We start from the raw sequence: 20,581 nt of genomic DNA on the forward strand, positions 1-20,581 counted from the left end.
CGCGATGTACCGATACGACGACTATGACCAGCAGCTTCTCGACGAACGCGTCGTGCAGTTTCGCGACCAGATGCGCCGCCATCTTGCCGGCGAACTCTCCGACGACGAGTTCCGTCCGGTGCGGCTGCAAAATGGCCTGTACATCCAGCGCCACGCCCCGATGTATCGCATCTCGGTGCCGTACGGTCACCTCGCGAGCCGCCAGTTGCGCAAGCTCGCATACCTCGCGCGCACCTACGACCGCGGCTACGCGCATTTCACGACGCGGACGAACGTCCAGTTCAACTGGTCGCCGCTGGAAGCCATCCCCGACATGCTCGCCGAGCTGGCGAGCGTGCAGATGCACTCGAACCAGACTTCGGGCAACGACATCCGCAACATTACCGCCGACGCGTTCGCTGGCGTCGCCGCGGATGAAATCGTCGATCCGCGTCCGTGGGCGGAGATCCTGCGCCAGTGGGCGACCTACAACCCCGAGTTCGCGTACCTGCCGCGCAAGTTCAAGATCGCGCTGAATGGCGCGACCGAAGACCGCGTCGTCGTGCGCATCTACGACATCGGGCTCGACCTCAAGCGCGATGCCGACGGCAACATCGGTTTTCGCGTGCTGGTCGGCGGCGGCCTCGGGCGCACGCCGATCCTCGGCGAGGAGATCGCGGGCTTCGTGCCGTGGCAGCACCTGGTCACTTACTGCGAGTCGATCCTGCGCGTCTATAACCGCCACGGCCGGCGCGACAACGTGTGGAAAGCGCGCATCAAGATCCTCGTCAAGGCGCTGGGTGCAGAGGAGTTCGCGCGCCAGGTCGAAGAGGAATGGGCGCACGTCAAGGACGGCCCGAACACGCTGACCGAAGCCGAAGTGCAGCGCGTCGCAGCACACTTCGTCGACCCGGACTACGAGACGCTGCCCGGGCGCAATGCGCTCTACGAGGCGCAGCTCGCCGACAGCAAGCCGTTCGCCGCGTGGGTCAAGCGCAACGTGCGCGCGCACAAGGTGCCCGGCTACGCGTCGGTGACGCTGTCGCTGAAGAAGACCGGCGTGCCCACGGGCGACATCACCGCCGAGCAGATGGAGCTCGTCGCCGACTGGGCCGACCGCTTCAGCTTCGGCGAGGCGCGCATGACGCACGAGCAGAACATTGTCCTCGCCGACGTCAAGCTGTCGGATCTGCACACGCTGTGGCAGCTCGCCCGCGAGGCCGGTCTCGCGACGCCGAACATCGGCCTCCTGACCGATATCATCTGCTGTCCCGGCGGCGACTTCTGCGCGCTGGCGAACGCGAAGTCGATCCCGATCGCCGAGGCGATCCAGCAGCGCTTCGACGATCTCGATTATCTCTACGACATCGGCGACATCGACATCAACATCTCGGGCTGCATGAACGCCTGCGGCCAGCACCACGTCGGCAACATCGGCATCCTCGGCGTCGACAAGAATGGCGAGGAGTGGTACCAGGTGACGATCGGCGGCTGCCAAGGCAACGCGACCGCGCTCGGCAAGGTCATCGGCCCGTCGTTCGCGCGCGCGCAGATGGCCGACGTCGTCGAGAAGCTCATCGAAACCTACATCGAATACCGCCACGAGGACGAGCGCTTCGTCGACACCGTGCATCGCCTCGGCATCGAGCCGTTCAAGCAGCGCGTGTATGGCGGCGAAGTCCAGAAGCAAAGGAAGGTGGCTCATGCCTAAGTTGATCAAGAACGGCCGGGTCGTTTCCGACGACTGGCAGATCGTCACGCTCGCCGAGGGCGAAACTCCCGACAACGCGTCGGTGCCTGCCGGGCACGTGCTCGTCCCGCTCGTGGTTTGGCAGACGCGCCGCGAAGAGCTTGCCGGGCGTGCCGACGCCGGCGAGCTGGGGGTGTGGCTCGGCAGCAGCGAAGGGCCGGAAGCGCTCGCCGACGACGCCGCGCGCTTTGCGGTCATCGGCATCGATTTCCCGAAGTTCACCGACGGGCGCGGCTACTCGACCGCGACGCTGCTGCGCACCCGCTACGGCTACAGCGGTGAATTGCGCGCGATCGGCGAGGTGCTGCGCGACCAGTTCAACTACCTGACGCGCTCCGGCTTCGACGCGCTGCAGCCGCGTGCCGGCCGGTACTCCGACGAGCAGCTCGAAGCGGCAACCGCGAGCCTCGCCGATTTCACCGTGCCTTACCAGGCATCGGCCACGCATCCGCAGCCGCTGTTCCGGCGCGTTGCCCGCAGCACTCCGCCGCAGGTGAAATCGTGAGCGGCGCCGTGACGCTGTTGCGTCCCGCGACGGCGAATCCGGCGACCCGCCCGGAACTGACCGACGCGTTGCGCGCGAGTGTCGCGACGAAATCCGCCGCCGCGCTGGAGTTCCTTCGTGCCGCAGCCGCCGAGTTCGGTTCGGCCGGCGAGCTGACGTTCGCGAACAGCTTCGGCGCTGAAGACATGGTGCTGACCGACCTGATCCTGCGCGAAGCGCTGCCGATCGAGATCTTCTCGCTCGACACCGGCCGCCTGCCGGCCGAAACCTACACGCTGATCGGCGAAGTCGAACAGCGTTACGGCGCGAAGCTGAAGATCTTCTTCCCCGACGCAACAGCAGTCGAAACCCACGTCCGCACCCACGGCATCAACGCGTTCTACGACTCGGTCGAGCTGCGCAAGGCGTGCTGCGGCGTGCGCAAGATGGAGCCGCTGCGCCGTGCGCTGGCCGGGAAAAAAGCGTGGATCACCGGTCTGCGCGCCGCCCAGTCGGTCACTCGTACCGGCCTGCCGCAGCGTGAATTCGATGCCGGCAACGGGCTCGAGAAGCTCAACCCGCTGTCGGACTGGTCCGAGGCCGAAGTGTGGGCCTACATCCGCATCCATGAAGTGCCGTACAACGCGCTGCATGACCAGTTCTACCCGAGCATCGGCTGTGCGCCCTGCACGCGCGCGATCGCGCTCGGCGAGGACGTCCGCGCCGGACGCTGGTGGTGGGAGGATCCGGCGTCGAAGGAATGCGGACTGCATGTCAGGAAGGGCTGAGACCATGAACCGCCGCCTCGACATCCCTCTGCATTCCCGGGCTGCCGCCCCGTACGCGGGTCCTAGCCTGCTCCGCCGCCTCTCGGCGCTGCGTGCCGGGCTGAAAGCCGCTTTCCGCGCGCTGCGCGCCTCGAACATCAAACGTTAAGAACCGACCATGTCCACGCTGACCAGACAAACCCTGACCCATCTCGACTGGCTCGAAGCCGAAGCGATCCACATCCTGCGCGAAGTCGCCGGACAGTGTTCGAACCCGGTGCTGCTGTTCTCCGGCGGCAAGGACTCGCTCTGCATGCTGCGGCTCGCCGAGAAGGCTTTCCGCCCGGGCCGCTTCCCGTTCCCGCTGATGCACATCGACACCGGCCACAATTACAAGGAAGTGACCGACTTCCGCGACAAGCGCGCCGCCGAGCTCGGCGAGCGGCTGATCGTGCGCTCGGTCGAGGACTCGATGGCGCGCGGCACGGTGGTGCTGAAGACGCCGGACGAGTCGCGCAACAAGCATCAGTCGGTGACGCTGCTCGAGTCGATCGAGGAATTCGGCTTCAACGCCTGCATCGGCGGTGCGCGGCGCGACGAGGAAAAGGCGCGGGCGAAGGAGCGGATCATGAGCTTCCGCGACGAGTTCGGCCAGTGGGACCCGAAGAACCAGCGCCCCGAGCTGTGGAACCTGTTCAACGCTCGCACGCACAAGGGCGAGAACATCCGCGCGTTCCCGATCAGCAACTGGACCGAGCTCGACGTGTGGCAGTACATCGAACGCGAGCGCCTCGAGCTGCCGTCGATCTACTTCGCGCATGTCCGCCCGGTCGTGCGCAAGAACGGCCTGCTGCAGCCGGTCACCGACGTCACGCCGGCCAAGCCCGGCGACGTGGTGGAAAACGTCCAGGTGCGCTTTCGCACCGTCGGCGACATCACCTGCACGGCCCCGGTCGAATCCGATGCCGACACCGTCGCGAAGATTCTCCTCGAAACCGCGACGACGACGATCACCGAGCGCGGCGCGACGCGGATGGACGACCAGACTTCGGACGCGTCGATGGAGCAGCGGAAGAAGGAAGGGTATTTTTGAGAGGTAGGGCTTTTCGTATGGAGCCTTCGGGGTGCTAATCGAGCGGAGCGGGGAATTTGCTCCGCGGCTGCGGAACTCGCCCTTCGGGCTCAGACAGTCCTCGCCGCTCCGCAAACACCCCGCCCCGCTCTGAGGGTGTGCCAGTTCGAACGAGAAGCAAGAAGCGAAACCAGTTGGCTGCACCCGAGCCGGTAGCCGGGGACGGGTGGGGTGTTCGTGGCGCGGGCAAGGACTGTCTGAGCGAGCGCAGCGAAGCGAGTTCCGCAGCCCGCAGAACGAACACCCCACCCGGCCCCGGCGGGCAGGCACCCCCGAGACCGCATCGACCTTTAAGCCGCAACAGAAATTTTGGAAAGAACTGAAGGAACCATGACCATGTCCGCCCTCGAAAACCTGCCCGACACCGACCACGGCCTGCTGCGCTTCCTGACCTGCGGCAGCGTCGATGACGGCAAGAGCACGCTGATCGGCCGCCTGCTGTTCGACAGCAAGACGATCCTCGCCGACACGCTCAACGCGATCGAAAAGACCTCGGCCAAGCGCGGCATGACCGCCGTCGATCTGTCGCTGCTCACCGACGGCCTGCAGGCCGAGCGCGAACAGGGCATCACGATCGACGTCGCCTACCGCTACTTCTCGACCGGCACGCGCAAGTACATCATCGCCGACGCGCCCGGCCACGAGCAGTACACGCGCAACATGGTGACCGCCGCCTCGACCGCGAACCTCGCGATCATCCTTGTCGATGCGAGAAAAGGAGTGCTGACGCAGACGCGCCGCCACTCGTACCTCGCCAGCCTCGTCGGCATCCCGCATCTGCTCGTCGCGATCAACAAGATGGACTTGGTCGATTACGACGCGGCGGTGTACGAACGCATCCGTGCCGACTACCTCGCGTTCGCGGCGAAACTCGGCATCAAGGACGTGCGCTTCATCCCGCTGTCGGCGCTCAACGGCGACATGATCGTCGACCGCGGCGAGCGCATGGGCTGGTACGACGGCCCCACGCTGCTCGAAATCCTCGAGACGGTGCCGGCCGCGCACACCGAACAGGCCGAGAACTTCCGCTTCCCGGTGCAGTTCGTGTGCCGCCCGCACGACTCGGCGAACCCCGAACTGCACGACTACCGCGGCTTCATGGGGCGGGTCGAATCCGGTGAAATCGCCATTGGCGACGCTGTCACCGTGTTGCCGTCGGGGCGCATGAGTTCTGTCCGCGACATCCAGATCGGCGGCCTGAGCCAGCGGCGTGCGATCCACGAACAGTCAGTCACACTGCTGCTGGCCGACGAAATCGACATCTCGCGCGGCGACATGATCGTCAAGAGCGCCGAGCAGCCGCAGGCGCTGAAGCAGATCGACGCGACCCTGTGCTGGCTGTCCGAAACCCCGATGTCGCCGGCACGCACTTACCTGCTGCGCCACACGACGCGCGAAGTGAAGGCGAAGATCGCGAAGATCGACTACAGGCTCGACGTCAACACGCTGGAACATGAGCCGGTGGCGACGCTTGCAATGAACGATATCGCGAACCTGACACTCAAACTCGCCCAGCCGGTTTTCGCCGATCCTTACACCGACAATCGCGCCACCGGCGCTTTCATCATCATCGATGAAAGCACGAACAACACCGTCGGTGCCGGAATGATCCGCTGAACCTGCCCTGCCCGAACACCCGCATCCCCTGCCGCCCCCGGCGCCCTCGCGGCACCGGGGGCGCAACGCCTTCCCCGTCGACCCCCGGCGTGTGGGAAAATGGCGCCTTGCCCGATTTCCAGCTGCAGGGCACAGCGAGCAACATAGAAGACGAACATGAAATCTGTCGATGATTTTCGCCTGCGGTTCGGCAGCAGGGAATATGTTCCCATCATGATTGGCGGGATGGGCGTCGACATCTCGACGTCGGACCTGTCGCTCGAAGCCGCGCGACTCGGGGGTATCGGGCACATCTCGGACGCGATGATCCCGACCGTCAGCGACCGGCGCTACGACACCAAGTACACGCGCGACAAGCTCAAGATCTACAAGTACAACGTCGCGAACACCGACAAGTCCGAAGTGCAGTTCGATCTCGGCCTGCTCGCCGAAGCGACCGAGCGCCACGTGCGCCATACGATGGAGCGCAAGCACGGCAATGGCCTGATCTTCATCAACTGCATGGAAAAGCTGACGATGAACGGGCCGAAGGACACGCTGCGCGTGCGCCTGCGCTCGGCGCTGGACGCCGGTATCGACGGCATCACGCTCGCCGCCGGCCTGCACCTGGGTTCGTTCGCGCTAATCGAGGATCACCCGCGCTTTCGCGACGTCAAGCTCGGCATCATCGTGTCGTCGCTGCGCGCGTTGCTGCTGTTCCTGCGCAAATCGGCACGCACCAACCGCCTGCCCGACTACGTCGTCGTCGAAGGCCCGCTCGCCGGGGGCCACCTGGGTTTCGGCATGGACTGGGCGCAGTACGACCTGCACGCGATCATGGCCGAGATCCAGGATTACCTGAAAGCCGAAAACCTCGACATCCCGCTGATCCCGGCCGGCGGAATCTTCACCGGCAGCGACGCGGTGTCCTTCCTCGACGCCGGCGCCGCGGCAGTGCAGGTCGCGACGCGCTTCACCGTGTCGCACGAATGCGGGTTGCCGCCGGAGGTGCAGCAGCACTACTTCAGCGCGGACGAAGAGGACATCGAGGTCAACAACACTTCCCCGACCGGCTACCCGATGCGCATGCTCAAGAGCAGCCCGTCGATCGGCGCCGGCAACCGCCCGAACTGCGAAGCCTACGGCTACCTGCTCGACGCGAACGGCAATTGCGCGTACATCACCGCCTACAACCGCGAGCTCGCGGCGCACCCGGACGCGCGCCGCCTGCGCGTGATGGACAAGACCTGCCTGTGCACGCACATGCGCAACTTCGACTGCTGGACTTGCGGCCACTACACGTACCGGCTCAAGGACACGACGCACAGGCGGCCGGACGGCACGTACCAGATCCTCAGCGCGGAACACATTTTCCACGACTACCAGTACAGCAAGGACAACCGCATCGCGCTGCCTCCGGCCGAACAGGCCTGAAACCGCTCTGACCTCCTGAAGGGAGCGCCCGCCTGCTGCGGCGGCCGCTCCCTTTTTTCGCCTTCCGACGATCGCACAGCCCGTCGTCCGCCCCTGTCAGCGGGAACGCTTCGCCCGCGCTACACTCAGACGAGCGGATGCACGACGCATTACACCTCGCACGCGTGCATCGGCGTCCGAAGGAACCGGCATGCACGCTGCGATGCGACGACTGGGCACCCTGCTTTTTCTGCTTTTTTTGCTGTTCGGCTTGGGCCTGCCGGCCGGTGGGCGGGCGGCCGAAGCTCCGGCGGCCAGGGTGGTCGCGCTGCGGCTGGACGGAGTCATCGGCCCGGCGACAGCCGACTTCGTCAGCCGCGGACTGGCCCGCGCGCGCTCCGAGAACGCCGGACTCGTCGTCATCGAGATGGACACTCCCGGCGGGCTCGACGCCTCGATGCGCGTCATCATCCGCGAAATCCTCGCGTCACCGATACCGATCGCAACTTACGTCAGCCCCGGCGGCGCACGCGCCGCCAGCGCCGGCACCTACATCCTCTATGCAAGCCACATCGCCGCGATGGCGCCGGCGACGAATCTGGGCGCTGCGACCCCGGTCGCGATCGGGGCGCCGGGAGGCGGGAAACCGCCGGCGAAGGACAACGATCCGGCGACCACCCGGCCCGGCAAGGATGGCGACAGTGCCGACAAGGCCGCTGCGCCCAAAGCCCCGCGCGGCGACGCGATGATGGCGAAAATCGAGAACGACGCCGCCGCCTATCTGCGCAGCCTCGCCCAGCTTCGCGGCCGCGACGCGGATTTCGCCGAACGCGCGGTGCGGGAGGCGGCGAGCCTGTCGGCCGACGAAGCGCTCAAGGGAGGGGTCATCGATGTGGTCGCGAGCGACCTGAAGGACCTGCTGGCACGGATCGACGGTCGCACGGTGAAGCTCGACAGCGGCAACGTGGTGCAGCTGGCCACAGCGGATGCCGCAGTCGAACGAATCGCGCCCGACTGGCGCAACCGCATCCTGTCGATCCTCTCGAATCCGCAACTCGCGCTGGTCCTGATGATGATCGGCATCTACGGCCTGTTCTTCGAATTCACCAGCCCGGGCTTCGGCGTCCCCGGAGTCGCCGGACTGATCTGCCTGCTGGTCGCGCTGTATGCGTTCCAGTTGCTGCCGATCAACTGGACCGGAGTCGCGCTGATCGCGATCGGCGCGACGCTGATGCTCGCCGAAGCTTTCCTGCCGAGCTTCGGGGCGCTCGGCGTCGGCGGCATCGTCGCCTTCGTCGTCGGCGGCCTGTTCCTGATGGACACCGAAGCGCCCGGCTTCGGCATCCCGTTGCCGTTCATCATCGGACTCGCCCTCGTCAGCGCCGCGCTGATCCTCGCGGTCGGCAGCCTTGCCGCACGAACCCGCAAACAGACTGTCGTCAGCGGCCGCGAAGCGCTGGTGAACAGCGTCGGCACAGTCACGGTCGTGTCGGGCGACGGCAGCTGGGCACAGGTGCAGGGCGAATCGTGGCGCGTCACCGCACCGGGCCCGCTGGCTCCGGGCGACCGGGTGCGCGTCGTCGGCATCAGCGGCCTGACGCTGCACGTCGAACGAATCGTACCTCCTCATTCTGCGATCGAAAGGAGTTCCTCATGATCTACGACTTCAACCTCGGCCTCGGCGCCGTCCTGCTGATCCTGATCGCGCTCGTCGTCAGTGCGATCAGGATCCTGCGCGAATACGAGCGCGGCGTGATCTTCATGCTCGGACGCTTCTGGAAAGTCAAGGGCCCGGGCCTGGTGCTCGTGATTCCGGGCGTCCAGCAGATGGTCAACGTCGACCTGCGCGTCGTGACGATGGACGTGCCGAGCCAGGACGTGATCTCGCGCGACAACGTCTCGGTGAAAGTCAACGCGATCGTGTTCTTCCGCGTCGTCGACCCGGAGAAGGCAATCATTCAGGTCGAAAACTACATGGTGGCCACCAGCCAGCTCGCACAGACGACGCTGCGCGCGGTGCTCGGGAAACATGAACTCGACGAGATGCTCGCCGAACGCGAACGACTGAACCTCGACGTGCAACAGATCCTCGACGCGCAGACTGATGCATGGGGCATCAAGGTGACGAACGTCGAAATCAAGCACATCGACCTCAACGAAACGATGGTGCGCGCGATCGCGCGTCAGGCTGAAGCCGAACGCGAGCGGCGCGCGAAGGTGATCCATGCCGAAGGCGAGAAGCAGGCGGCCGAGAGCCTGATGGAAGCGGCCGAGATGCTGTCGCGCCAGCCTGCCGCGATGCAGCTGCGCTATCTGCAGACACTGACGCAGGTCGCCGGCGACAAGTCGTCGACGATCGTCTTCCCGGTGCCGGTCGACTTGCTCAAGGGATTCCTCGAAGCCGGTGCGGCACGCCCGGTCGTGGCGACCCGTCCGCCGCAGGCCTGAGCAACTGTCGGATCCTCCGAGCTCACACGGGTTGCCCGCGGCGCAATACCCGAGTATTTTAATCAACATTAGCCAACCCCGACGGAGCTGCCGATGTCCTTGCCAGCCGACCGCTTCACCACTGAGCGCATCATCACGCTACGGCGCTGGACGCCGCATCTGTTCAGCTTCCGCACCACGCGCGACCCGGCATTCCGCTTCGTGCCGGGGCAGTTCGCCCGCCTCGGGCTGCAAAAGGAAGACGGCTCGATCGTCTGGCGCGCGTATTCGATGGTCTCCGCACCGTACGACGAACACCTCGAGTTTTATTCGATCGTCGTGCCGGACGGAGAATTCACGAGCCGCCTCGCCCGCCTCGCCGAAGGGGACGAGATTTTCGTCGAGAAGATGAACTACGGCTTCCTGACGACCGATCGCTTCGAAAGCGGGCGCGACCTGTGGCTGCTCGCGACCGGCACCGGGCTCGCGCCGTTCATCTCGATTCTGCATGACCGCAGCACCTGGACCGACTACGAACGCATCGTCCTCGTGCACAGCGTGCGCACCGCTGCCGAACTTGCCTACCGCGACGAGATCGCGCGGCTCGTCGATCACCCGCTGGTCGGCGACGTCGTGCACAAGCTGCACTACGTGCCGGTCGTCACGCGCGAGCGGGTTGCCGGGGCATTGAGCGCGCGCATCACGACGCTGATCGAGAGCGGCGAACTCGAACGCACAGTCGGCTTCCCGCTCGACCACGAACGCAGCCGCATCATGCTGTGCGGGAATCCGCAGATGGTCGATGACGGGCGCAAGCTGCTCAATCGTCTCGGCTACAAGCTGTCGCGCCGCGCGGCTCCGGCGCAGCTCGTCGTCGAGAACATGTGGTGAGAAAGCTCAGGGCAGCACGAGCGCCAGCGCGATCGGCAGGAAAACCACCGCCGCGACGTTGCCGATCAGCACCATCGACGCCACCGCCTGCGGCTCCTGGTGATAACGCTCGGCGAAAATGTAGTTGAGCACTGCCGGCGGCAGGGCGCCGAACACCAGCAGCAGGGCTTCCTGCTGCGGCGGCAGGTCGATGAACAGCATCACGGCGTACGCCAGCATCATGCCGACGAGGGGGCGCGCGGCGGCGCCGTAAAATCCCAGCCCGATCGACGAGATGTTCGAATCGGTGAGGCGCACGCCGAGCGCGAACAACATCAGCGGAATCGACACATCGCCGAGCATCTTGATCGCGAGCATCAGCGGCGGCCACACCGCGATGCCGGCGATGCCGACTGCAAGTCCGGCGAAAGTCGCCAGCACCGACGGCACTTTCCACACCGTCCACAGCTTGATGCGATGATCGAGTAACCAGGCGCCGAACGAGAAATGCAGCAGGTTCGACACCATGAACATCACCACTGCGGGCGCCAGCGCCGGTTTGCCGAAAGCCAGCACGGCGAGCGGCAGCCCGAGATTGCCGCAGTTGTTGAACATGATCGGCGGCACGAAAGTCTTCGGTGCGATCCGCGATGAACGTGCCAGCGCCCAGCCGATCAGGCCCGAGCCGATGACGATCACCAGCGTCGCGACGACGAGCGGCACGAACTCGACGACGCGGAACTCCTTGTTCGCCAGCGCCGCGAACACCAGCGCCGGGATGAAGACGTCCATGTTCAGCTTGTTCGCGTGCGACAGGTCGGGCTTCATCCGCCTGCCGACGAAATAGCCGAGCGCGGTGATCGCGAACAGCGGAAAAAGGATCGAGACGATGCGCACGAGCATGGCGAGTGAAATTCCGGCGCGCTCGTCGGCGCCGGAGGCCGGTCAAGCGGAGGGGGAGCCGCGGCACGCGCGGAGGAGCTCCGGCGCGCGGTCTGCGAACGACGAACGGCGGCGCGCGACCGCCGTCTGGCGCCGCGCTAAAGCACGTAGCGCGCGAGATCCTCGCGCTGCGCGAGAATCTCGAGCCGCGCATCGACGTACGGAGCATCGACGAGGAGCTTGTCCAGGCCGATCCTGCCAGCCTCGAACGAGATTTCCTCGAGCAGCTTTTCCATTACCGTATAGAGGCGTCGCGCACCGATGTTCTCGGTCTTCTCATTGACCTGGTACGCGATCTCGGCGAGACGGCGGATGCCGTCGTCGGTGAACTCCAGCGTCACGCCGTCAGTCGCGAGCAGTGCCTGGTACTGGCGCACGAGGCACGCATCTGTCTGCGTCAGGATGCACTGGAAGTCCTCGACCGACAGGCTCTCGAGCTCGACGCGGATCGGCAGGCGCCCCTGCAATTCGGGGATCAGGTCGCTCGGCTTGGCGAGGTGGAACGCGCCGCTGGCGATGAACAGGATATGGTCGGTCTTGATCATGCCGTACTTCGTCGAGATCGTCGTGCCTTCGACGAGCGGCAGCAGGTCGCGCTGCACGCCCTGGCGAGACACGTCCGCGCCCTGTCCTTCCGAGCGCGATGCGACCTTGTCGATCTCGTCGAGGAACACGATGCCGTTCTGCTCCACCGCGCGGACGGCCTCGGCCTTGACTTCCTCGTCGTTGATGAGCCGCGCCGCCTCCTCGTCGGTCAGCGCCTTCAGCGCCTCACCGATCTTCATCTTGCGCACTTTCTTCTTGCCGCCGCCGAGGTTCTGGAACATTCCCTGAATCTGCTGCGTGAGTTCTTCCATGCCCGGGGGCGCGAAGATCTCGGCAGTCATCGCCTGCGCAGCGACTTCGATGTCGATCTCCTTGTCGTCGAGTTCGCCTTCGCGCAGGCGTTTGCGGAATTTCTGCCGCGTGCTCGAATCCACCGGTTCCGGCTCGTTGAGGCCGACCGGGCGGGCCGCCGGCAACAGCGCGTCGAGCACGCGGTCCTCGGCGGCGTCGAGCGCGCGGTCGCGCACCGTCTTCATCGCGCGTTCGCGTCCGTCCTTGACGGCGATCTCGGCGAGGTCGCGGATGATCGTGTCGACATCGCGGCCGACGTACCCGACTTCGGTGAACTTCGTCGCCTCGATCTTGATGAACGGCGCATTCGCGAGCCGCGCCAGCCGGCGCGCGATCTCGGTCTTGCCGACGCCGGTCGGTCCGATCATCAGGATGTTCTTCGGCGTGATCTCGCTCCTGAGCGGCTCCTCGACCTGCGCGCGGCGCCAGCGGTTGCGCAACGCGATCGCGACGGCCTTCTTGGCCTTGCCCTGGCCGACAATGTGCTTGTCGAGTTCGGAGACGATCTCCGGGGGGGTCATCTGGGTCATCCCTCGAGTACCTCGATTACGTGGCTCTGGTTCGTATAGATGCACAGATCGCCGGCGATCTGCAGCGACTTCTTCACGATCTCTTCCGGCGGCAGCGCGGTGTTCTCGAGCAGGGCGCGGGCCGCGGACTGTGCGTACGCGCCGCCGCTGCCGATCGCGACGATGCCCTGCTCGGGCTCGAGCACGTCGCCGTTGCCGGTGATCACCAGCGAGTTGTCGGGATCGGCGACCGCGAGCATCGCCTCGAGCCGGCGCAGCATGCGGTCGGTGCGCCAGTCCTTCGCCAGCTCCACCGCACTCCTCAGCACGTTGCCCTGGTGCTTCTCGAGCTTCGCCTCGAAGCGCTCGAACAGCGTGAATGCGTCGGCCGTGCCGCCGGCAAACCCGGCGAGTATCCTGCCCTGGTAGATCGGACGCACCTTGCGCGCGGTCGCCTTGATGACGACGTTGCCGAGCGTGACCTGCCCGTCCCCGCCGAGCGCTACGCGCCGCCCGCGGCGCACCGAAAGGATAGTGGTGCCGTGATACTGTTCCATCGATATTTTCCTTCGCAGCGCGGCAACGCCTCCGCCTCAAGCGCGGAGCATCACCTGCGCGACCTGATCGACGCTCATGACGCGCAGAAGTGCGGCGACCATGGCGTTCACGTTTCTCAAAATCACCTGTTTACCCTGCGCGTGCAAGGGTGCGAGGACGTTGAACAGCGTGCCGGCGCTGACGAAGTCGAGCCGGCGCAGTTGGGCGCAATCGACCTCGAAGCGCTGGCGGTCGGCGGCGAAAGCGGCAAGCCGGCGAATGCTCTCGGTCGTCGCGCCCGTCAGCTCGCCATCGAGACTGAAGCCTTCGGCGGCGGTGACGGCCGCTTCGATCGCCGCGGTGGAGATCGCCTCGCGCTCCATCTTCGGTTCCCACGACGGCGGAGATTCCTCGAATGTTATCGCGTAATCGACCGCGATCTGTTCGAAGCGGTCCTGCTCGCCGGTGTGCTGCAGCATTTCGAGCAGCAACAGCCAGCCGTCCCGTCCCTCGGGCCGGCCGACGTGCACCTGCCCCACGAGCATGTCGACAAGCTGTCCGCACTTGAGCAGCGACACCTTGACGCGCTCGGCGGCGAGTTCGCGCAGCAGCTTGCGGAACAGCGTGCAGCCGACTTCATCCACCGAGCGCAGCCGGCTCAATTCGATGCGGATCGCGCCGCTTTTCTTGCCGATGATCCCGATCTGCTCGAACTGCGTCGCCGATTGCCCTGACAGGGTGCCGGAAAGGCTCAGCAACGGCACGGCTTTCGGCCGCCCTTGCGCGGGCGCGCTCGAAAGGTCCTGCCAGGGAGGCGGGGAACGCTCGAAACGGGTCGCGTAATCGACCACCCGCGACTCGAAGCGCTGGCGCTGGCCAGTGAGGCGATAAAGATCGAGGAGCATCATCCATACCCCTTCGCCAGCCTGATGCGACGGACTGTCGAGCACGGTGCCGAGCACCGCTTCGGCGGCGTCGACACTGCCATTGGCATAGAGCACCGCCGCCTCCTCGTACGCCGCGCCGAGACCGGCCCCGACTTCCGTCACCTCCATGAGTCCGGCGTACTGCGTGAGCCCGTGGTTCGCATCGCCGCTGAAATCCAGCGTGGACAATTCTGCGGCAGGCTCGCCCCGGGCGGACGAGGCCGCGTGCGCGGGGGCATCGCTGCTGGTCGGGGCGCTGGAGGCGGACTTCTTGCCGAAAAATGGAAGGACCACGTCGCAGCCTGTCCAGGAAATATGGTTAGGTGAATCGTGCCAAGCGGCAAAGAATAGCACTTCGGAAACGGGCATTGCTCATCTTGGGCCACTCGCCTGCGCATCCGCTCGACTTGCCCCTTCGCATGGCCTCCCGACAACGCCTTGCATTTTGAAAAAATGTGGCAGGAAACGGATTCGCAGCACCGCTGCGAGTCAGCTAGAATGCTGCGATGCACACCGCTTGCCACCCTGCGATCGCAGCGGAAAAGACCGTTTTTTCGCTGCCGCTGAGGGTCTATTACGAAGACACCGACGCCGCTGGCATCGTCTATTACGCCAACTACCTGCGCTTTTGCGAGCGCGCCCGCACCGAAACGCTCAGGGAAATCGGCTTCGAGCAGCAGGCACTGCTCGCCGAACAGCGGCTCGCCTTCGTCGTGCGCTCGGTAAAGGCCGATTATCTGTCACCCGGATTCCTCGATGATGCGTTACAGGTCGTGTCGAACATCGACACGGTCGGCGGCGCGAGCCTCGTTTTTGCGCAACGCGTGCTGCGCGGCACTGAACTGCTGTTCGATGGCCGCTTCGTGATCGCCTGCGTCCATCTCGACAAGAAACGCCCCACCCCCTTCCCTGCCGAAATACGTTCCAGACTGGAAAGACTCGTTCAAGCATGACCCTCACCGAAAACCTCTCCATCATCAGCCTGGTCAGCCAGGCCAGCGTCCTCGTACAGCTGGTGATGACGCTGCTCGCCACCCTCTCCCTCGTTTCCTGGTACTGGATTTTCCGCAAGTCGTTCCAGATCCGCTCGGCGCGCAACAAGACCAACGGCTTCGAGCGCGACTTCTGGAGCGGCGGCGACCTCAACGGGCTGTTTCAGTCTGCCGCGGCGGCGCGTCATCAGACAGGCGGCATGGAGCGCATCTTCGAATCGGGCTATCGCGAATTCACCAAGCTGCGCGCGAAAAGCCACGACCACGCGGCGACGATCGACGGCGCCCGGCGCGCGATGCGCGCCACCTACCAGCGCGAGATGGACGACCTCGAAGCCCACCTCGCGTTTCTCGCCTCGGTCGGCTCGGTCTCGCCGTATATCGGCCTGCTCGGCACGGTGTGGGGAATCATGAACGCGTTCCGCGGCCTGTCCAACGTCAGCTCGGCGACGCTCGCCCAGGTCGCGCCCGGCATCGCCGAGGCCCTCGTCGCCACCGCGATCGGCCTGTTCGCCGCGATTCCGGCGGTCGTCGCGTATAACCGCTTCGCCCACGACATCGACCGGGTCGGCATCCGCTTCGAAAGCTTCATGGAAGAGTTCTCGAACATCCTGCAGCGCCAGCTGCGCTGAGCGCCGGAGGCTTTGCGATGCGCCAGCGCCGCCTGATGAACCAGATCAACGTCGTGCCATACATCGACGTCATGCTGGTCCTCCTCGTCATATTCATGGTCACCGCGCCGATGATCCAGACCGGCAGCGTCGACCTGCCGACCGTCGACCAGGTGCCCCAGACTCCGCTCGAGGCGATGCTCGTCGTCGTCAAGCGCGACGGTTCGCTCGCCCTCAAGGCGAGCGGCGGTGCGACAGAGCAGGCGATGAACAATAACGAACTGCTGCGCGAACTGCGCCGGGCAATCGAGCGCAACCCGCTCCAGCCGGTGGTCATTGCGGCCGACCGCAAGGTCAGCTACGAGAAAGTCATGGATACGCTCAACGGTCTGCGTCAGGCGGGGATACAGAAAGTCGGCCTGCAGACTCAGGCGGGCAGCAGCGGGCGATGAACGGCGCAGTCCCGAATTCCCCCCGCGACGAGCCGGGAAAATGGGCATCGCTCGCGCTGACGATCGCCGTCCATCTCGGCCTCATCGCGTTTCTCGTGCTGGGCGTGCGCTGGCAAAGCACTCCGCCCGCAGCGCTGGAAGTCGACCTGGTGGCCGCAGTCCCGGCCCGTCCCGCCCCGCTGCCAAAGCCGGAACCGGAGGCGAAGCCCAAACCCGAACCGAAGCCCGAACCCAAACCGGAACCAAAGCCGATCCCGAGGCCCGAGCCGCCGAAGCCTGCCCCGCCACCCGAACCGCCGAAAGCGCAGGCAAAGCCCGACATCGCCATGAAGGCGCCCGAGGCGAAGAAACCGGTCAAGCCGGAACCGCCCAAACCCGAACCCCCGAAGCCGGAACCGAAGAAGCCGGAACCGAAACCAGAGCCCAAGCCGCCGGAACCGAAGAAGCCGGAACCGAAGCCGGAGCCGAAGAAACCGGAACCGGCGAAACCGGAGCCCAAAAAACCCCAACCGGTCGTGCCGCCGAAAGATGACTACATGGCGCAGCGCCTGGCGCAGGAAACCGAACGCACACAACTCGAACGGATGATGCGCGCCGACGCCGCTCGTGCCTCGGCCGCCCGTAACCGTGCCGCCGGCGACGCCTATGAGAATGCCGTGCGCACCAAGGTGCGCGGCAATCTGCTGCGCCCGCCCGGCCTGAGCGGCAATCCGGAAGCTGTTTTCGAGGTGGACCAGCTGCCGAGCGGAGAAGTGCTCGCGATCCGGCTCAAGCGCTCGTCCGGCATCCCCGCGCTCGACGAGGCGATCGAACGCGCGATCCGCCGCTCGAGTCCGCTGCCGCTGCCCCAAGCGAAGGAACTTTTCGAGCGCACGCTCGAACTGAAGTTCAAGCCTCTCGACGAGGACTAAGGCGTGCCTGTCATTTTCGTTGCGCCTGTTGTTCCGATTCGTTCGTTATAATCGCCAATTGACGGCCACCGCCACGCCATGAATATCCTCCTCTCCCGTTTCCGCCTGCTGCTCGCCGCCGCCCTCGCCGCCCTCTCGTGGGGCGCTCAGGCCCAGCTTTCGATCGAAATCACGGGCGCGGGCGCGACGCGGTTTCCGGTCGCCATTCCGCTTTTCGAGAACGAAGGATCCCTGCCGCGGGGCATCACGGACGTGGTGCGCGCGGACCTGGAACGCAGCGGCCTGTTCAGCCTCGTCGACATGGGCCTCGTCACGCTGCCCGCGACGGCGGTGCCGGATCTCGCCGGCGTGCGCGCCCGCGGCGCCGATGCGGTGCTCGCGGGGAGCCTCTACCCCCAAGCGGACGGGCGCTACGACGTACGCTTCCGCTTGTTCGACACCCAGAAGCAGACCGAACTCGGCGGACTGTCGCTGCGCATGACGCCGGCCCAAAACCGCGCGACGGCGCATCGCATTGCCGACTTCGTCTACGAAAAACTCACCGGACAGCCGGGCTACTTCGCGACCCGCATCGCCTACGTCGTGAAGAGCGGTCCGCGCTACGAACTGCAGATCGCCGACGCCGACGGAATGAACGCGCAGACTGCGCTCGCGTCGCGCGAACCGATTATCTCGCCGGCCTGGGCGCCGGACGGCCAGCGCCTTGCCTACGTGTCGTTCGAGGCCAAGAAGCCCGTCGTGTATGTGCATACGCTGGCAACGGGCCAGCGCCATGTCGTCGCGAATTTCAAGGGCTCGAACTCGGCGCCGACGTGGGCCCCGGACGGTCAGCGGCTCGCGGTCGTGCTGACGAAGGACGGCCAGTCCCAGCTATACGTCCTCAACGCGGACGGCTCCGGCCTGCGCCGGATGGCGACCTCGCCGGGAATCGACACCGAACCGGCCTGGTCGCCCGACGGAGAATGGATCTATTTCAGCTCCGATCGCGGCGGCAGCGCGCAGATCTACCGGATTCCGGCATCGGGCGGCAGTGCCCAGCGGGTGACTTTCGAAGGCAATTACAACGTGACGCCGCGCCTGTCCCCGGACGGCCGCAGCCTCGCCTTCATCACTCGCAACAACGGACGCTTCCAGGTCGCGGTGATGGACCTCGCGACCCGTCAGACCACGATCCTCACCGACTCGTCACGCGACGAGTCACCCAGCTTCGCTCCCAACGGCCGCATGATCCTGTACGCCACCGAAAGTGGCGGACGCGGAGTCCTCGCGGCAGTGTCGTCCGACGGCCGGGTGAAACAGCGTCTTTCGGTGCAGGCGGCCGATGTGCGCGAACCCTCATGGGGACCGCTCACTAGGTAACAACCACTGCTGTTCGTCTCATTACAAGGAAAATTCATGAAGAAATTCGTTCTGCCCGCACTGCTCGTCACATTGCTGGCCGCTTGCAGCAGCACCGGGACTTTCGACCAGGCAGGCGGCACCGCTGTCGAAGACCGCTCGACAGGCGCCCCTGGCGTGGCCACCGTAACCGCACCGAGCATGGCAGGTTCGGGCATCGCCGCCCTGACCGACCCGAACAACATCCTGTCGAAGCGTAGCGTGTTCTTCGACTTCGACCAGTTCGTCATCAAGCCCGAAGCCCGTCCGCTGGTCGAGGCTCATGCACGTTTCCTCGTGCAGAACCCGCAGATGAAGATGTTGATCCAGGGCAACACCGACGAACTCGGCAGCCGTGAATACAACCTCGCGCTGGGCCAGAAGCGGGCCGACGCGGTGCGCCAGGCGCTGACGCTGCTGGGCGCGAAGGAATCGCAGATCGAATCGGTCAGCCTCGGCGAAGAAAAACCGCGTTGCGGCGAAAGCAGCGAATCGTGCTTCGCGCAAAACCGCCGTGGTGACATGCTGTATTCGGGCGAGTTCTGATGAAACGCCTCCTGCCGCTGGCAATGCTTGTCGCATTGTCGTCGATGGGGCCCGCGCAGGCGGGTCTTTTCACCGACGACGAGGCGCGGCGTGCGATCTCCGACATGCGGATGGAATTGAACGGCCGCCTCGAGCGGTTGGAGGCGAGCAGCCGCGGGCAGCTCGAACTGGCGAGCCAGAACGAGCTGCTGAAGGCCGAGATTTCCCGGTTGCACGGGCAACTCGAAGTCCTGCTGCACGAAGTCGAATCACTCAAGCAGCGCCAGCGCGATTTCTATGTCGACCTCGACGCTCGCGTGCGCCAGATCGAAAGCGGCCGCACCGCGTCCGCCGCCTTGGCGCCGAACGCCCCGCCGCCTGATCCTGCGGCCGAGTCGGCCCAGTACGAGGCCGCGCTGAATCTCCTCAAGGAGGGCCGGTACAAGGACGCGCTGACCGGATTCGAGCAGTTCATCAGGCAGCACCCGCAAAGCACCTTCCTGCCCGGTGCGCACTTCTGGGCCGGCAACGCTGCCCTACAGGCCAAGGAAGTCGCCGCAGCAAGCACCTATTTCAACACCGTCCTCAAAACCTGGCCGCAGGACGCCGCCGCACCCGATGCGATGCTCGGCCTGGCAAACAGCCAGCAAGCCTTGGGCGACACGAAGACTTCGCAGGAAACACTGAAAAAACTCGTCGAGCGCTTTCCCGACAGTTCCGCCGCACAGGCGGCCCGCCAGCGGCTCGGGGTAAAGCGCTGAACGGTTCCACGATGCAGCAGGCAAGCGACCGCCACGACGTGAAAGTACGGCTGACCGAGATCTTCGCGTCCCTCCAGGGAGAATCGACGCGAGTCGGCCTGCCCACCGTTTTCGTGCGGCTGACCGGCTGTCCGCTGCGCTGCGTGTGGTGCGATACCGAGTACGCATTCCAGGGCGGCGAGAGCCGCAGCATCGCGTCGATCGTCGAAGAAGTCCTCGGGCACGGCATCGAACACGTCTGCGTCACCGGAGGCGAACCGCTCGCACAGAAAAGCTGCCTCGCGCTGCTGGCGGCGTTGTGCGACGCCGGCCTTTCAGTGTCGCTCGAAACGAGCGGCGCACTCGACATCGCCGCAGTCGACCCGCGCGTGTCGCGCGTCATGGACCTGAAAGCACCCGGCTCCGGCGAGGTTGCGCGCAATCGCTGGGACAACCTCGCGCGCCTGAACGAGCGCGACGAAGTGAAGATCGTCCTCGCCGACCGACTCGACTACGAGTGGGCCGTCCAATGCCTCGCCGAACATCGGCTGGCGCAGCGCTGCACGGTCCTGCTGTCGCCCGTACAGGGAAAACTCGACCCCGCGCAGCTCGCCGAATGGATCGTGCGCGACCGCCTCCCCGTGCGCTTCCAGCTTCAGCTGCACAAGATTCTCTGGAACGACGCCCGCGGGCGATAGCGCGGATGCCGGCCGAGAGATCCACCGCCTCTGCCGACGGTGCGGC

The 20,581-nt window shown here is 65.6% G+C and carries 22 protein-coding genes; 18 read left to right on the top strand and 4 right to left on the bottom strand.

Going from position 1 to position 20,581, the window contains the following annotated elements; genetic code table 11:
* Positions 1–4: 4 nt before the first annotated feature.
* The 10 genes from EBN1_RS07385 to EBN1_RS07430 all read left to right on the top strand — a co-directional run bounded on the left by EBN1_RS07385 (position 5) and on the right by EBN1_RS07430 (position 10,439).
* On the top strand, positions 5–1,690 hold the full coding sequence (locus EBN1_RS07385; protein ID WP_011237315.1) for a nitrite/sulfite reductase: 1,686 nt from the start codon (positions 5–7) through the stop codon (positions 1,688–1,690).
* Complete coding sequence (locus EBN1_RS07390; protein ID WP_011237316.1) at positions 1,683–2,234, top strand: DUF934 domain-containing protein; 552 nt, start codon at positions 1,683–1,685, stop codon at positions 2,232–2,234. The genes EBN1_RS07385 and EBN1_RS07390 overlap by 8 nt, the downstream gene beginning before the upstream one ends.
* Entirely contained in the window at positions 2,231–3,001 is a 771-nt protein-coding gene (locus tag EBN1_RS07395) for a phosphoadenylyl-sulfate reductase (RefSeq protein WP_041645978.1), read from the top strand. Before EBN1_RS07390 ends, EBN1_RS07395 begins: the two co-directional genes overlap by 4 nt.
* Before the next feature lie 4 nt (positions 3,002–3,005).
* The gene (locus EBN1_RS07400; protein ID WP_157866594.1) at positions 3,006–3,149 is read left to right on the top strand and encodes a hypothetical protein; all 144 of its coding nucleotides are present in this window, start codon (positions 3,006–3,008) and stop codon (positions 3,147–3,149) included.
* A gap of 9 nt (positions 3,150–3,158) precedes the next feature.
* Complete coding sequence (gene cysD, locus EBN1_RS07405) at positions 3,159–4,073, top strand: sulfate adenylyltransferase subunit CysD (RefSeq protein ID WP_011237318.1); 915 nt, start codon at positions 3,159–3,161, stop codon at positions 4,071–4,073.
* A 375-nt stretch (positions 4,074–4,448) separates the two neighbouring features.
* Positions 4,449–5,729: a sulfate adenylyltransferase subunit CysN gene (gene cysN / locus EBN1_RS07410; RefSeq protein WP_041645980.1), complete on the top strand. Its 1,281-nt coding sequence runs from the start codon at positions 4,449–4,451 to the stop codon at positions 5,727–5,729.
* A gap of 156 nt (positions 5,730–5,885) precedes the next feature.
* Positions 5,886–7,142, top strand: a complete 1,257-nt coding sequence (locus EBN1_RS07415; RefSeq protein ID WP_011237321.1) for a nitronate monooxygenase — start codon at positions 5,886–5,888, stop codon at positions 7,140–7,142.
* 190 nt (positions 7,143–7,332) lie between these two features.
* The gene (locus EBN1_RS07420) at positions 7,333–8,778 is read left to right on the top strand and encodes an NfeD family protein (protein ID WP_011237323.1); all 1,446 of its coding nucleotides are present in this window, start codon (positions 7,333–7,335) and stop codon (positions 8,776–8,778) included.
* Positions 8,775–9,569, top strand: coding sequence for a slipin family protein (locus tag EBN1_RS07425; RefSeq protein ID WP_011237324.1), 795 nt, complete (start codon positions 8,775–8,777; stop codon positions 9,567–9,569). The genes EBN1_RS07420 and EBN1_RS07425 overlap by 4 nt, the downstream gene beginning before the upstream one ends.
* Before the next feature lie 93 nt (positions 9,570–9,662).
* A complete protein-coding gene (locus EBN1_RS07430) occupies positions 9,663–10,439 on the top strand; it encodes a ferredoxin--NADP reductase (protein ID WP_011237325.1) in 777 nt (258 codons plus the stop codon).
* A gap of 6 nt (positions 10,440–10,445) precedes the next feature.
* On the opposite strand, the gene EBN1_RS07435 is transcribed toward EBN1_RS07430, so the two are convergent.
* The 4 genes from EBN1_RS07435 to EBN1_RS07450 form a co-directional block, all read right to left on the bottom strand.
* On the bottom strand, positions 10,446–11,321 hold the full coding sequence (locus EBN1_RS07435) for an AEC family transporter (protein ID WP_011237326.1): 876 nt from the start codon (positions 11,319–11,321) through the stop codon (positions 10,446–10,448).
* Positions 11,322–11,458: 137 nt separating this feature from the next.
* A complete protein-coding gene (gene hslU, locus EBN1_RS07440; RefSeq protein WP_011237327.1) occupies positions 11,459–12,787 on the bottom strand; it encodes an ATP-dependent protease ATPase subunit HslU in 1,329 nt (442 codons plus the stop codon).
* Positions 12,784–13,323, bottom strand: a complete 540-nt coding sequence (hslV, locus tag EBN1_RS07445; RefSeq protein WP_011237328.1) for an ATP-dependent protease subunit HslV — start codon at positions 13,321–13,323, stop codon at positions 12,784–12,786. Before hslV ends, hslU begins: the two co-directional genes overlap by 4 nt.
* Positions 13,324–13,359: 36 nt before the next feature.
* A complete protein-coding gene (locus EBN1_RS07450) occupies positions 13,360–14,523 on the bottom strand; it encodes an STAS domain-containing protein (protein ID WP_041645982.1) in 1,164 nt (387 codons plus the stop codon).
* A 212-nt stretch (positions 14,524–14,735) separates the two neighbouring features.
* Between EBN1_RS07450 and ybgC the strand changes: the two genes are divergently transcribed.
* From ybgC to queE, 8 genes are all read left to right on the top strand, one after another.
* Positions 14,736–15,182, top strand: coding sequence for a tol-pal system-associated acyl-CoA thioesterase (ybgC, locus tag EBN1_RS07455; RefSeq protein WP_011237330.1), 447 nt, complete (start codon positions 14,736–14,738; stop codon positions 15,180–15,182).
* Positions 15,179–15,853 (top strand): protein TolQ, encoded by a 675-nt coding sequence (gene tolQ, locus EBN1_RS07460; RefSeq protein WP_011237331.1) that lies wholly within the window; start codon positions 15,179–15,181, stop codon positions 15,851–15,853. Before ybgC ends, tolQ begins: the two co-directional genes overlap by 4 nt.
* 17 nt (positions 15,854–15,870) lie before the next feature.
* Positions 15,871–16,284 carry a protein TolR gene (gene tolR / locus EBN1_RS07465; RefSeq protein ID WP_011237332.1) on the top strand — a complete coding sequence of 138 codons (414 nt, stop codon included), beginning with the start codon at positions 15,871–15,873 and terminating at the stop codon, positions 16,282–16,284.
* On the top strand, positions 16,281–17,195 hold the full coding sequence (locus EBN1_RS07470) for an energy transducer TonB (protein WP_011237333.1): 915 nt from the start codon (positions 16,281–16,283) through the stop codon (positions 17,193–17,195). The genes tolR and EBN1_RS07470 overlap by 4 nt, the downstream gene beginning before the upstream one ends.
* A 78-nt stretch (positions 17,196–17,273) precedes the next feature.
* Complete coding sequence (gene tolB / locus EBN1_RS07475; RefSeq protein ID WP_011237334.1) at positions 17,274–18,554, top strand: Tol-Pal system beta propeller repeat protein TolB; 1,281 nt, start codon at positions 17,274–17,276, stop codon at positions 18,552–18,554.
* A 36-nt stretch (positions 18,555–18,590) separates the two neighbouring features.
* Positions 18,591–19,118 (top strand): peptidoglycan-associated lipoprotein Pal, encoded by a 528-nt coding sequence (gene pal, locus EBN1_RS07480; protein WP_011237335.1) that lies wholly within the window; start codon positions 18,591–18,593, stop codon positions 19,116–19,118.
* The gene (gene ybgF, locus EBN1_RS07485; protein ID WP_011237336.1) at positions 19,118–19,858 is read left to right on the top strand and encodes a tol-pal system protein YbgF; all 741 of its coding nucleotides are present in this window, start codon (positions 19,118–19,120) and stop codon (positions 19,856–19,858) included. The genes pal and ybgF overlap by 1 nt, the downstream gene beginning before the upstream one ends.
* An 11-nt stretch (positions 19,859–19,869) precedes the next feature.
* Complete coding sequence (queE, locus tag EBN1_RS07490) at positions 19,870–20,535, top strand: 7-carboxy-7-deazaguanine synthase QueE (RefSeq protein WP_011237337.1); 666 nt, start codon at positions 19,870–19,872, stop codon at positions 20,533–20,535.
* Positions 20,536–20,581 lie beyond the last annotated feature (46 nt).

This window comes from Aromatoleum aromaticum EbN1, from assembly GCF_000025965.1.
GTDB classification, from domain to species: Bacteria; Pseudomonadota; Gammaproteobacteria; order Burkholderiales; family Rhodocyclaceae; genus Aromatoleum; species Aromatoleum aromaticum.

Coding starts and splice junctions, on each gene's coding strand:
- EBN1_RS07415 (WP_011237321.1), top strand. CDS start 5,886: ATGAAATCTGTCGATGATTTTCGCCTGCGGTTCGGCAGCAGGGAATAT.
- EBN1_RS07400 (WP_157866594.1), top strand. CDS start 3,006: ATGAACCGCCGCCTCGACATCCCTCTGCATTCCCGGGCTGCCGCCCCG.
- EBN1_RS07430 (WP_011237325.1), top strand. CDS start 9,663: ATGTCCTTGCCAGCCGACCGCTTCACCACTGAGCGCATCATCACGCTA.
- EBN1_RS07390 (WP_011237316.1), top strand. CDS start 1,683: ATGCCTAAGTTGATCAAGAACGGCCGGGTCGTTTCCGACGACTGGCAG.
- EBN1_RS07420 (WP_011237323.1), top strand. CDS start 7,333: ATGCACGCTGCGATGCGACGACTGGGCACCCTGCTTTTTCTGCTTTTT.
- tolB (WP_011237334.1), top strand. CDS start 17,274: ATGAATATCCTCCTCTCCCGTTTCCGCCTGCTGCTCGCCGCCGCCCTC.
- EBN1_RS07435 (WP_011237326.1), bottom strand. CDS start 11,321: ATGCTCGTGCGCATCGTCTCGATCCTTTTTCCGCTGTTCGCGATCACC.
- EBN1_RS07470 (WP_011237333.1), top strand. CDS start 16,281: ATGAACGGCGCAGTCCCGAATTCCCCCCGCGACGAGCCGGGAAAATGG.
- ybgC (WP_011237330.1), top strand. CDS start 14,736: ATGCACACCGCTTGCCACCCTGCGATCGCAGCGGAAAAGACCGTTTTT.
- hslV (WP_011237328.1), bottom strand. CDS start 13,323: ATGGAACAGTATCACGGCACCACTATCCTTTCGGTGCGCCGCGGGCGG.
- tolR (WP_011237332.1), top strand. CDS start 15,871: ATGCGCCAGCGCCGCCTGATGAACCAGATCAACGTCGTGCCATACATC.
- EBN1_RS07385 (WP_011237315.1), top strand. CDS start 5: ATGTACCGATACGACGACTATGACCAGCAGCTTCTCGACGAACGCGTC.
- cysN (WP_041645980.1), top strand. CDS start 4,449: ATGTCCGCCCTCGAAAACCTGCCCGACACCGACCACGGCCTGCTGCGC.
- ybgF (WP_011237336.1), top strand. CDS start 19,118: ATGAAACGCCTCCTGCCGCTGGCAATGCTTGTCGCATTGTCGTCGATG.
- tolQ (WP_011237331.1), top strand. CDS start 15,179: ATGACCCTCACCGAAAACCTCTCCATCATCAGCCTGGTCAGCCAGGCC.
- queE (WP_011237337.1), top strand. CDS start 19,870: ATGCAGCAGGCAAGCGACCGCCACGACGTGAAAGTACGGCTGACCGAG.
- EBN1_RS07425 (WP_011237324.1), top strand. CDS start 8,775: ATGATCTACGACTTCAACCTCGGCCTCGGCGCCGTCCTGCTGATCCTG.
- hslU (WP_011237327.1), bottom strand. CDS start 12,787: ATGACCCAGATGACCCCCCCGGAGATCGTCTCCGAACTCGACAAGCAC.
- cysD (WP_011237318.1), top strand. CDS start 3,159: ATGTCCACGCTGACCAGACAAACCCTGACCCATCTCGACTGGCTCGAA.
- pal (WP_011237335.1), top strand. CDS start 18,591: ATGAAGAAATTCGTTCTGCCCGCACTGCTCGTCACATTGCTGGCCGCT.